Source organism: Cypionkella psychrotolerans, from assembly GCF_001294535.1.
GTDB classification, from domain to species: domain Bacteria; phylum Pseudomonadota; class Alphaproteobacteria; order Rhodobacterales; family Rhodobacteraceae; genus Cypionkella; species Cypionkella psychrotolerans.
In genome coordinates, this window is the sequence record NZ_LGIC01000020.1 from 64079 (window position 1) to 74706 (window position 10628).

General features: G+C 59.0%; 11 protein-coding genes. 7 read left to right on the forward strand and 4 right to left on the reverse strand.

Annotated elements, in window-relative coordinates:
- Window positions 1-244: 244 nt before the first annotated feature.
- From AKV04_RS04785 to AKV04_RS04795, 3 genes are all read left to right on the forward strand, one after another.
- Entirely contained in the window at window positions 245-1009 is a 765-nt protein-coding gene (locus AKV04_RS04785; RefSeq protein WP_054005330.1) for a PRC-barrel domain-containing protein, read from the forward strand.
- Window positions 1010-1052: 43 nt separating this feature from the next.
- Complete coding sequence (locus AKV04_RS04790) at window positions 1053-1538, forward strand: site-specific integrase (protein ID WP_054005331.1); 486 nt, start codon at window positions 1053-1055, stop codon at window positions 1536-1538.
- 159 nt (window positions 1539-1697) lie between these two features.
- Window positions 1698-2399 (forward strand): hypothetical protein, encoded by a 702-nt coding sequence (locus AKV04_RS04795; protein WP_156317368.1) that lies wholly within the window; start codon window positions 1698-1700, stop codon window positions 2397-2399.
- Window positions 2400-3076: 677 nt separating this feature from the next.
- On the opposite strand, the gene AKV04_RS04805 is transcribed toward AKV04_RS04795, so the two are convergent.
- Entirely contained in the window at window positions 3077-3517 is a 441-nt protein-coding gene (locus tag AKV04_RS04805) for a MerR family transcriptional regulator (RefSeq protein ID WP_054005334.1), read from the reverse strand.
- Window positions 3518-3658: 141 nt separating this feature from the next.
- Between AKV04_RS04805 and AKV04_RS04810 the strand changes: the two genes are divergently transcribed.
- The 3 genes from AKV04_RS04810 to AKV04_RS04820 all read left to right on the forward strand — a co-directional run bounded on the left by AKV04_RS04810 (window position 3659) and on the right by AKV04_RS04820 (window position 7909).
- Window positions 3659-5917, forward strand: coding sequence for a heavy metal translocating P-type ATPase (locus AKV04_RS04810; protein ID WP_407638402.1), 2259 nt, complete (start codon window positions 3659-3661; stop codon window positions 5915-5917).
- 237 nt (window positions 5918-6154) lie between these two features.
- Window positions 6155-7465: an MFS transporter gene (locus AKV04_RS04815; RefSeq protein WP_054005336.1), complete on the forward strand. Its 1311-nt coding sequence runs from the start codon at window positions 6155-6157 to the stop codon at window positions 7463-7465.
- Between the two features lie 9 nt (window positions 7466-7474).
- Window positions 7475-7909, forward strand: a complete 435-nt coding sequence (locus AKV04_RS04820) for a YqaA family protein (protein WP_054005337.1) — start codon at window positions 7475-7477, stop codon at window positions 7907-7909.
- A 68-nt stretch (window positions 7910-7977) separates the two neighbouring features.
- Here the strand turns inward: AKV04_RS04820 and AKV04_RS04825 are convergent, their stop codons facing one another.
- The 3 genes from AKV04_RS04825 to AKV04_RS26475 form a co-directional block, all read right to left on the reverse strand.
- A complete protein-coding gene (locus AKV04_RS04825; protein WP_054005338.1) occupies window positions 7978-8820 on the reverse strand; it encodes a hypothetical protein in 843 nt (280 codons plus the stop codon).
- 212 nt (window positions 8821-9032) lie between these two features.
- Window positions 9033-9674 carry a hypothetical protein gene (locus tag AKV04_RS04830; RefSeq protein WP_202905567.1) on the reverse strand — a complete coding sequence of 214 codons (642 nt, stop codon included), beginning with the start codon at window positions 9672-9674 and terminating at the stop codon, window positions 9033-9035.
- Complete coding sequence (locus AKV04_RS26475; protein WP_162232832.1) at window positions 9643-9939, reverse strand: hypothetical protein; 297 nt, start codon at window positions 9937-9939, stop codon at window positions 9643-9645. The genes AKV04_RS04830 and AKV04_RS26475 overlap by 32 nt, the downstream gene beginning before the upstream one ends.
- A gap of 332 nt (window positions 9940-10271) precedes the next feature.
- On the opposite strand from AKV04_RS26475, the gene AKV04_RS04840 reads away from it, so the two are divergent.
- Window positions 10272-10610 (forward strand): hypothetical protein, encoded by a 339-nt coding sequence (locus AKV04_RS04840; RefSeq protein ID WP_156317369.1) that lies wholly within the window; start codon window positions 10272-10274, stop codon window positions 10608-10610.
- Window positions 10611-10628: the final 18 nt, after the last annotated feature.

The following is a 10628-nucleotide window of genomic DNA, read 5'->3' on the forward strand; positions in this document are numbered from 1 at the left end:
CAACGCCTTGGTGCTCTCCACGATTTCACGCAAACGTGCGGATAGGACTGACACAGATCAATCCGCTAACCACTTCCATCGCGCATGATTCGGCCATTGGTGCGTTCACGTCTTCGCCCCTTCAGGTCTGACAAAACCTTAGCCGAAGTTCGGAACTTGGCGATCGCGTCAAGTGGCCTGATCCGGACCTGTCTTTCGCGTCCAGCCTGCCCTCCAAAGCGGGTCAACCAAAAGGAATTCGGATATGCTGCTTAATCTGTCAACCATCCGGGGACATAGCATCGAGGCCAGCGACGGCACGATTGGTTTTGTCAGCGATGTCCTCTTCGATGACACCAGCTGGATGATCCGCTGGTTGGTCGTGGATACCGGCGATTGGCTGCCCGGCCGAAAAGTATTGTTGCCGCCATCGGCTTTGGGCCATGCCGCGCCCGACAGCACGACCTTTCCCGTGCGTCTGACGCGGGCTCAGGTCAAGGCAAGTCCCGATTTGGACACCCACCGGCCTGTATCGCGCCAGTTCGAGACATCGACCTATGACTACTATGGCTGGAGCCCATATTGGGGTTCAGGCTATTACATGGGCGGATATGGTGCGTTGAGTGCCGCCATGCCGATGCGCGCGGACCCCGAGGTGCAGCGCCGCGCCGACGATATAGCTCGGCACCAGCACGACCAGGATGAGCCGCACCTGCGCAGCGCCGAAGAAGTCAGCGGGTATCACATTCACGCCACCGACGGCGAAATCGGGCATCTCTCCGACCTGATCATCGAGGATACTGACTGGAGCATTCATTTCCTGATCGTGGATACCAGCAACTGGTGGATGGGGCAAAAAGTGCTGGTCTCGCCCCGCTCGGCGCAGGATATTCGCTGGACCGAGCAGCTGATCTACCTCGATGTCAACCGGCAGAAGGTCAAGGACAGCCCACCTTTCGATCCCGCTAAGCCAGTCGACCGTGCCTATGAGGACCGGATGGCCGGGCACTATGCCAAGCCTCGTCCTTAATCGGATCCCGACCGGATTACAAAGTCGCTGAAAGTCGGATGAAATGAACGCTTCCACTGCATTGGGCCTGCAAAGCCCTCAGTTCGAGGCCTTCCTGTTCGCTCTGGTCGGCGAGGACAGCAAAGGTATGCTGGTCAGCGTATTGTCCGCGCTGGCGCGTTTTGGCGTGGACCCCTGGAGGGAGGCTGAAGTGCTTTCCAATTTGTCGCAGGCTGACGCGGCCAGTCGGCTGGATAGGATGATTCTGGCTCTCGCGGATGTGCCATCCGCGGTCGCCAACCATAGCGGCATTGCGACGCGGCTGATCGCACTGCTGCTACAGGCAGGAACAATCCAGACCACCATGCGTAAGGCGATCAGGGTCGCGCCGCTGGAACAGCGCTCGCTGGCGATCGTGTGGACTGCATTCATGGTGATCTCGCTGATAGGGCAGACAATTTCTTATCGACCCGATGCTGGCGTTTCGGGCAGTGAGACGTCGGGATCAACGACTGCGTCCATAAGCAGGCCGGACGCTCACAAGCCCTGACCTCTACGGACCCTGCGTCCAGTTCGCCGTGTCCTTTTTTTGGACTTTGGCACAAGCAAGGCCCTTCGCCGCGATTTGACATCAAGAAGACGACCATGATTTCCCAAATCTTCAATCCCTCAAACACTGAAGCTTTTGAGAAAATTCGATGAGCTGAGCGTGGGCCCGCTCGCAGCTAAGCTGGCCAATTCAACATGTGCTTTAGATCGAGTGGTGACGGGAGGACAGAAATCCTTGAAACGATCAGTTTTGTCGAGTTCATTGGCAGCGTGCTTCTTTGTTGCGCTTGCCGCTCCGCCGGTCGCGGCGGAGGCTTCAAGTGGTTCTACTGCAAATCAATGTCTCACCGATCTGCGCGCCTTCAATGAGCAAATGCAGAAGGACGGCTATTGGCTAGGCGGCTACGGCGGGGCAGTAGATCCCGCACTCGGCGGTTACGGCTACGGCTACCCGCTGGACGGATCCGGCTATGGGTCCGGAGGTGATGACTCTCAGGGCGATGCGAGCACTAGCTACCTCAACGCCCGGCCCGGCTACGAAATACGTTCACTGCTTGCGGCCGCTGACATCCTCGCCCGGCACGACCAAATAGAGCCGTGTGAAGGAGTCCTTGCCGCGACCCGCGATCAATACAAACAGTATGTGGCCGACATGGGAAAAGCGGGCATGAAAATGACAAACGTTCCCGGCTGGCAGCTACAACAGATCGCTGCGGCCCAACCTGTTGCAAGCACGACATCAGTTTTCCGATCCGACCAATTGCTTGGCACGGAAGTGCGCAATGCGCAGAATGAAGCTCTTGGCAACATCGATGACGTTGCGACCAGTCCGCAGACTGCAAGATCGCCTATCTGTTGGTAGCGCGAGGCGGGTGGCTTTTCGGGATTGGCGAACACTAACTTGCGGTGCCTTGGGGTGCCTTCAAGGTGGCCCCGAACGCGACCTTACTCGTCCTCAACGCCACCAAAACTGTCATGGACGCCGCCCCTCATGTGAATCCCCATGACTTTTCGGCCATCGGTCAGCACAGTCAGGAAGTGGATGATTACTGGAAGGCGCTTGTCGCAATTCCAGCCAACAACTGAACAAGCGTGATTTTGATGCAAACTGCCCTCGCCGTTCGCTAGCACGTCCTGCGCTGCGCCGGGCGTTAGAGCATGTCCGGTCAATCGCGGCCAAGTCTGCTCCGTGATACCCGATAGGGTGCCGCAAATTTTACTGATTGCACAGATGTATTAATATGAGTGAAGCCGCCAAGGCGCATAAATGGCTCAGCCAATTACGAGATCGAGCTGATGGCTCCTGAGCCAAAGCGACTCGATCCGTGCGCTTAGTGCGAAAGCTGAAGATTCCGTTCAATCAGGCGCCCTCGGTCGAAACACCGTTCGAAGCCACTTTGGAACTGGCGAGTCCAATTGCCGCAAATTACTTCAAGGAGAAGACCATGAAAACTTACGCGCAAAGCGCAAGATGGGGATGAGGTCGACTGAATTGCATTGCCGATCCACATATTAAGAACCTTCGACTGCGCATTCCACTCACTCCGACACCTGTTTCAGATCGCGGCCATGCTCGGCGGCGCAATGAGCGTGGTTGCCGAGGACCTCGATCACCCGGCAGTCTTCTACCCGACCGCCTGCGCATTGGGCCACCATTCGTTCCAGTTCTGATTTCAGCGTCAACAGCCGGGCGATACGGCCTTCCACTGCCAGAAGCTGCGCTTTTGCGATGCTGTCCACTGCATCACAAGGTTGATCAGGCCGGTCTGACAGGCCCAAGAGGTCGCGGATTGCATCGAGTGGAAAGCCGAGCTCGCGTGCATGGCGAATGAACGACAGCCGGTCCAGCGCACCGCGACCATAGAGCCGTTGGTTGCCGCTGCTGCGTTCCGCCTCGGGCAGAAGTCCAATTTGTTCATAGTAGCGGATCGTCGGCACTTTTACATGGGCGGATTTTCCCAACTTTCCGATCGTCAGCATGAGAAACCTCTTAAACCTCTAGTTACTAGAGACATTATCTGTTCGGATTAGAGTATGCAAGCACCGCCGCCGGGGGCGGTCGAAAGGATTTTGATGAGTGCGAATGAGACGGGTGAACGCATTGACTGGACCGTGACGGGGATGGATTGTGCCAGTTGCGCCACGAAGATAACCACGGCGTTGAACCGTCTGCCCGGAGTTGCGGATGTGACCGTCGGGGTTATGTCAGAGCGGCTTACCTTGCAACTTGACGCAACCCGCACCCCGCGCGAAGTGATCGAGACAACCGTGAGGAAGCTGGGCTTTGGCATTGGGCCCAAGGTCAGTGCCGCCAAACGCGGCCTTGTGTTGCCGACCGAGGCCGCCGTTGCCCAAGAAGAGCATTTGGGTCACGATCCCTCCTCTCACGAACACGCGCACTCCGGCGAGGCAAAGTCCGCTGAAACGGCGACAAAGCCCGAAGTCATCAGCGATCCCGGCCATGGCGGGCCAGAACACACGCACGCCACTGACCCTGCAGACCGTGACAAACGCTGGTATCAGACCGGCAAGGGCCAATTGGTGATCGGCACCGGCCTGTTGCTGGCCGCGGCATGGGCGGTCAAGTTCTTTGCCTCTGAGACCATCGCAGGCTGGGCCTTTGTTGCGGCCTGCATCATCGGCGTGGCTCCGGTGGCGCGGCGCGCTGTGGTGGCCCTGCTGGCGGGCATTCCGTTCACCATCGAGGGGCTGATGACCATCGCGGCCATCGGCGCGCTGTTCATAGGTGCAGCGGAAGAAGCCGCACTGGTCGTATTCCTGTTTGCGGTGGGCGAGGTCCTGGAAGGTGTTGCCGCCGACCGCGCCCGCGCCAGCATCCGCGCATTGGGTGATCTGGTGCCAAAGACAGCGCTCTTGGAAGAGAACGGCACAACGCGCGAAGTGGATGCCGCAGCGCTGATCATCGGCCAGCGGGTTCTGGTACGCCCCGGTGACCGTATTCCCTGCGATGGCGAGATAGCCGAGGGCACATCGGGCGTTGATGAAAGCCCTGTCACCGGCGAGTCGGTGCCGAAAACCAAGGGCCCAGGCGATCCGGTGTTTGCAGGTTCGATCAACGCCGAAGCGGCGCTGCGGATCACCGTGACCAAGGCCGCCGAGGATAATACGATTTCCCGAATCATCGCGCTGGTCGAAGAGGCCGAAACCGCCCGCGCACCGACCGAGCGGTTCATCGACAGGTTCAGCCGCATCTACATGCCGGCGATCGTTGGCCTTGCGGTCTTGGTTGCCATCATTCCGCCAGTGACGATGGATGGGGATTGGAACACCTGGATATACCGCGCGCTGGCCTTGCTGCTGATCGGCTGCCCCTGTGCACTGGTTATTTCGGTTCCCGCTTCCATTGCATCGGCGCTTTCATCAGGAGCAAAGCGCGGCATCCTAATGAAAGGCGGTGCAGTGATCGAGGCCGCTGCCCGCACCACGCGTGTAGCGTTTGACAAGACCGGCACACTGACAGTCGGGCGACCCGCCGTGACCGATCTGGTGCCGCTGGGGGCGACAGAGGCTGAACTCCTGGCGGTCGCCGCCGGGATCGAAGCAGGGTCGAGCCACCCGTTGGCTGAGGCCATCCTGCGCCGGACGGAGGAGGCGAAAGTTGCGCCGCTACCCGCCACTGACAGCAAAGCGCTGGTCGGCAAGGGGGTCGAGGCAATGGTGGGAGGTGCCAAAGCCTGGGTTGCCTCGCCGCGCTATGCCGCTGAAATGCAGGCACTGGATGGACTGGGGATACGCCGCGCCGCCCAGATGGAAGAAGACGGCAAGACTGTCGTGGTGGTGTTCCGCGAACGGCAAGCGCTTGGCCTGATTGCAATGCGCGATGAGCCGCGACCCGATGCGATCGAGGGGATACGCCAGTTGAAGGCGATGGGCGTTTCGTCCGTCATGCTGACCGGGGACAACGCCCGCACTGGGGCAGCAATCGCCGACGTGATGGGGATGGACCACAAGGCCGACCTGATGCCCGAAGACAAGGTGACGGCGATCAAGGCGATGGCGGCGTCTGGTGGCGTGATCATGGTCGGTGACGGCATCAATGATGCGCCTGCCCTTGCAGCGGCCAGCGTTGGCGTCGCCATGGGATCTGGCACCGATGTGGCGCTGGAAACCGCGGCGGCGGCATTATTGCGCAACCGGGTCACTGATGTCGCCGCGATGATCCGCCTCGCGCGCGCCGCGATGGGTAATATCCGCCAGAACGTCATGCTGTCCCTCGGTCTGAAGGCGGTGTTTCTGGTAACGACCGTACTGGGCATGACCGGTCTCTGGATCGCCATTCTGGCCGATACCGGGGCCACGGTTCTGGTGACGCTGAACGCCTTGCGCCTGCTGCGATACAACCCCGAACGTGAGGACTGACAAGCTTGAGAATTACGAAGAGGAGACACGTCTGCTCCCCACTGTTTCGCAACGTCACAAGGATCGGCCGAACCGTTTCATTTCACTGTATGCTCCGCGTACGACAGGGCCGAGCGCCAACGAATTTTGCTTGAGCCTTCTCAGTCATGCGGTTGTAAAGCGATTGATTTTCACTTCCGGATGATCGAGTTTGCCGATCCTGCGCCGCAATAATCCAATGTCCAGAAGGCAGTCAAAATGCTGAGTGTTCTAGCCAACCGTACGTTTCGCCACCTTTTTGCGGCGCTGATCATAGCTCTGCTCGGCACCGGACTAGCCACTGTGGCGCTTGGCCTGCTGGCGTGGCAATTGGCGGGTGAAAATGCCGGGTTGGTCATGGGCACGGCGCTCGCCATCAAAATGATTGCCTATGTCACCCTTGCCCCTATCGCAGCCGCCTTTGCCGAACGCCTGCCGCGCAGGGCGTTTCTGGTGGCACTCGACCTGACCCGCGCAGGTGTCGTGCTGTTCTTGCCCTTCGTCACCGAAGTCTGGCAAATCTATGTGCTGATCTTCTTTTTGCAGGCGGCATCTGCAGGCTTTACGCCGGCGTTTCAGGCAACGATCCCCGATGTGTTGCCGGATGAAAGGGATTACACCAAAGCGCTTTCGCTGTTGCGACTGGCCGAAGATCTGGAACAGCTTTTAAGCCCGATGCTCGCGGCTGCCTTGTTGACCGTCGTCAGCTTTCCCGTCCTGTTCGGTGGCACTGTGGTCGGCTTCGTCGGCTCTGCAATACTTGTCGTCACTGTCCTCCTTCCCGCGCAATCGTCGTCAGACCCCGGGCAGTTCTGGGCCTCCACCACAAAAGGTATCCGGATCTATCTTTCGACGCCGCGCCTGCGTGGGTTGATGGTGATGGAAATGGCCGTCGCTGCCGCTGGTGCAATGGTTTATGTCAATACAGTCGTGTTGGTTCAGGCGGATCTGGGTTTGGGTGCGCCGCAGGTGGCGCTCGCTTTCGCGGCTTTCGGCGGAGGGTCAATTGTCGCAGCGTTCTTGCTACCCCGCATTCTGGAAAAGATTGCAGACCGTCCGGTGATGATTACGGGCGCAGGGGTGATGGTGGCGGGCGTTGTCCTCACGCCGCTGGTGACAGACCTTCCTGGCTTGATGGTACTATGGGGAACCGTCGGTTTCGGATTTTCGCTCACACAGACCCCTATCGGACGCATCCTCAACCGTTCGGCCCGCGAACAGGATCGCCCGGCAGTTTTTGCCGCACAGTTCGCATTGTCACATGCGGCCTGGCTGGTGACCTATCCACTGGCGGGCTGGCTTGGGGCCACCTTCGGTATGGACATAGCCGCTTGTGGGCTCGCCCTGATCGGGGCGGTGGCTATGACTGCCGTTATCCGGCTCTGGCCCCAGCTTGACCCGATCGAGCTTACCCATAACCATTCCGAGTTGCCGTCCGATCATCCGCATCTTCGGGGCCATGAACCGGGTCACCGTCATGCTTTTGTGATTGACGGACTGCACCGGCGCTGGCCGCCTGCGCGCGCCTGACCCACCAGCATGAGCGAAATCGCCGCATATTTCGGCTTGTTTGGCGCAGCTTTTCTCGCGGCGACTCTTCTGCCTGCCCAGTCCGAAGCCCTTGTGGTGGGGCTGTTGCTGTTCGATTATGCGCCGTGGCTGGTCTTGACGGTGGCGAGCGTCGGAAATGTTCTGGGCTCGGTGGTGAACTGGTTTCTTGGTCGAGGGATCGAACGGTTCCGCGAGCGGCGTTGGTTTCCCGCCAGTCCTGAGGCGTTAGCGAGGGCCGAACGATGGTATCGCCGATTTGGCAAATGGTCATTACTGCTCGCTTGGATGCCTGTAATTGGTGATCCCCTCACCTTGGTTGCGGGCGTCATGCGCGAACCTTTCCCGGTATTTCTGCTGCTCGTCACTGTCGCAAAGGTCGGGCGCTATCTCGTGCTGACCGCAGTAACGCTGGGGTCTGTCTGATCGAAAATCCAAGCCAACAGTTGCGAAGAACGCTTGCTGTAATCATTCACTACGGCAAAGTCGCTCAATCAGCGCATTATTTCTCCGGCCTGAATCGCAAGCCCATGAACGGCGAGCATGGCTGGGAAACGAAGACATGAAAATTGAACCATGATACACGCCACACGTTCTTCGTAGGCCAATTTGCCAACCTTGCGGCATAGATCCGATTCGTGGAAGTGCCGGTTGGCAGTCGGCGCTTTCCTGATCAGGGAAACCAGTTCCGGGTCTTGCGGTGTTTCATTTCTTACTGGATCAAACCTCGCCTGATCACGCTGTTTTGCCGCCGGAGATGCCCGCCATTTGCGCATGAACCCAAGAAGAAATCCCGCAGGCACGGCCGAGTTTCCGCGTGCCTTGTTGAATGCGAGGAAGCGGTCCCAGATCGCTTGGGTGTCAACATTCCAGCAGGCGAGGGAGGTTTTCGCGGCTTTGATCATCTCGGCCCAAGGCGTGTGATAGACGTTGGTGACTGCGTCGATATCGATCCTTCCTGTGAAGATAGTTTTGTTCTTACAGTCTTTATATTGTGATGTGTCGTCTGTAGACGACGCGACATCTGGCGTAGTGACGCGCGCATCTGGCCCGCCGAAGCGGAAGAGCCATGGCGCGAATTTTCCGTGCGGCTTCCATCGGACCAGCGCTAAGGTTGACTCGGCCAACTCGGACAGCAAGTCCGACAGATGCTGCCGCGACACCCCCATTTTTTCGCTGAGATGTGTCAGGGTGAAGGCTGCGGTGCCGTGGTCGAGACCATTGTAGCCGTCCTTCCACGCAATGCCATCGAGGATCAATGTGGCCAGTTTGTGGGCCGAAGCTGAGAGCGGGGTCTCGATGATGCGGCGCAGAAGTGCGCCTGTGGTCAACGTCATGGGGTGGTCGTCCTTTTGAGAGGGACGCCAGACTGCGGCATGCAATAATTCGTTCAGACAAAGCGCTTTGCCGGTTGAACGGGTCCTCCACTCACGCTAAATTCCCTGTGCAACGAAAGAATTCAGTGCGGCGTTGGACCTATGGTCTGGCGTCGTTTCTGTTTGTGAGGGTTGGTTTTCCGTTTAGATTCAGTGCGCGTTGGCGGGGATGGTCAGTAATGCACCTCCTCGTGGCCGTAGCTGCCCTCGTAGTCCCGCCATTCGACGAAGACGGAGCGATGCCAGTAACTGCTGCAACTGGTGGGTATGGTGAAATCTGAGGCTTCGGGAACGGCGGACGTGCTGCTGCGCCGGCGTGTGTAGTCGCCCTGCGCGCCGTAACTGCCCATGTAGATGGTTCCCCAACTGTTGCAGTCGCCATCTGAACTGCGGCGTTGTTGGTAGGTGATTTCGAACACGCGGATCGAGCGGACGAAATCAAAGGCCGGGTCAGAGATATCGACATCGGCTTGAGCATCGACCAGCATCAGTTCAACGGCTTGCTCGGGGAGGGACATTGCTGGCGCCGCCAGCTCATCCCGAAACGCAATGTCAAAAAGCCGGTTCAAGGGCCGATCCTTGCCTGGGAAGCTCGCCCGCATCGGGCAGTTCCAAATCTGCAGTGGCGGCTCGATGGGCCAAGGGGTGATGCGGCGGATAAAGACCGCACGGGCGTGAGCGCACTCGGCCGAAGCCGGCCAACCGCCGGCAAGACACAAGAGGATCGCGCAGTCGACGGGATAGGCGGCAGCGGGCGTGACGGCCGCAGTTGAGAGATCAAGGCTAAGGAAGAGGGCAGGGAGGAAGGGTTTCACGGGAGGTCCTTCTGGGCTGGGGAAATGTTGAGGAAAGTTGCATAGGCATGCGCGGCGTACGCGCCTCGGTCAGGGCACGGGTCCGCTCTTCATCAAGACAGGCGATGTGGGTGCTGATGGCGATGAAATAGCTCTCGAACTCGGCGCCGATCTCGGCCCGATACTCGAGCAGGACTGCCTCGGGCAGGTCCGTGACCGGGACCTGCGGCGGCAAACAGCGAATCATCTCTGGTTGTGCGGCTGTCGCAACACTCACCAGAAACATCGCTGCGATTCCCGCTCGAGGCAGCATCAGACTCGACATGAGGCGGCATTTTCGGTGCGGCGCGCATCTGCCCTCGGTGGCAAAATCATCAGTCTTTCTTGATGTTTTCTCATTCGCACATCCTCAAGCTCTCACGTGTTCCCGCCACCCAAAGTCCCGGGTTCTTGACCGTCCGCCACCCGCCGCAAAAGAGGTGGCCAAACCATCCCTAGCGTTTCTTTCCCCGTGTTTGTCATTTTTGTATTGAATGCGCCATAGTATCTGTTAGGCATCGCCACACTCAGAAATCTGAGATATGACGTTCCCAACAGATGATCCGAGGGGACCCCGAGATGAATACCAAGCGGCGTGCATTGCCGGTGCTGCTGGAGCGCGACTTCCGCGCCATAGCACTCACGACAGGAGCAAGTGTTGAGATCGAGTGTGTTTCTGCGCCAAACCCCGAGAGCCGGTTCACCGGAGAATGGCTATTCTACGTCGTCAACAAAGCGGGCGAGCGATACCTCCTCGTCACGGCCCTGGCGCGGGAACGGATTGTCAATTCACCGATCGGGATGTTCGGGATCGCCTTTGGCAAGCTCAACCTCGATCATCTCGATGTGCCTTCTGTCGTTGGCGATGTGCGGCGCGGGATGCTCAGCCGTCCAGGCGGAAGTGATCCGGTGGAATGACGCGAGGCAGCAGGGGGG

Coding starts and splice junctions, on each gene's coding strand:
- AKV04_RS04815 (WP_054005336.1), top strand. CDS start 6,155: ATGCTGAGTGTTCTAGCCAACCGTACGTTTCGCCACCTTTTTGCGGCG.
- AKV04_RS04805 (WP_054005334.1), bottom strand. CDS start 3,517: ATGCTGACGATCGGAAAGTTGGGAAAATCCGCCCATGTAAAAGTGCCG.
- AKV04_RS04825 (WP_054005338.1), bottom strand. CDS start 8,820: ATGACGTTGACCACAGGCGCACTTCTGCGCCGCATCATCGAGACCCCG.
- AKV04_RS04820 (WP_054005337.1), top strand. CDS start 7,475: ATGAGCGAAATCGCCGCATATTTCGGCTTGTTTGGCGCAGCTTTTCTC.
- AKV04_RS04840 (WP_156317369.1), top strand. CDS start 10,272: ATGAATACCAAGCGGCGTGCATTGCCGGTGCTGCTGGAGCGCGACTTC.
- AKV04_RS04810 (WP_407638402.1), top strand. CDS start 3,659: ATGGATTGTGCCAGTTGCGCCACGAAGATAACCACGGCGTTGAACCGT.
- AKV04_RS26475 (WP_162232832.1), bottom strand. CDS start 9,939: ATGTTTCTGGTGAGTGTTGCGACAGCCGCACAACCAGAGATGATTCGC.
- AKV04_RS04790 (WP_054005331.1), top strand. CDS start 1,053: ATGAACGCTTCCACTGCATTGGGCCTGCAAAGCCCTCAGTTCGAGGCC.
- AKV04_RS04785 (WP_054005330.1), top strand. CDS start 245: ATGCTGCTTAATCTGTCAACCATCCGGGGACATAGCATCGAGGCCAGC.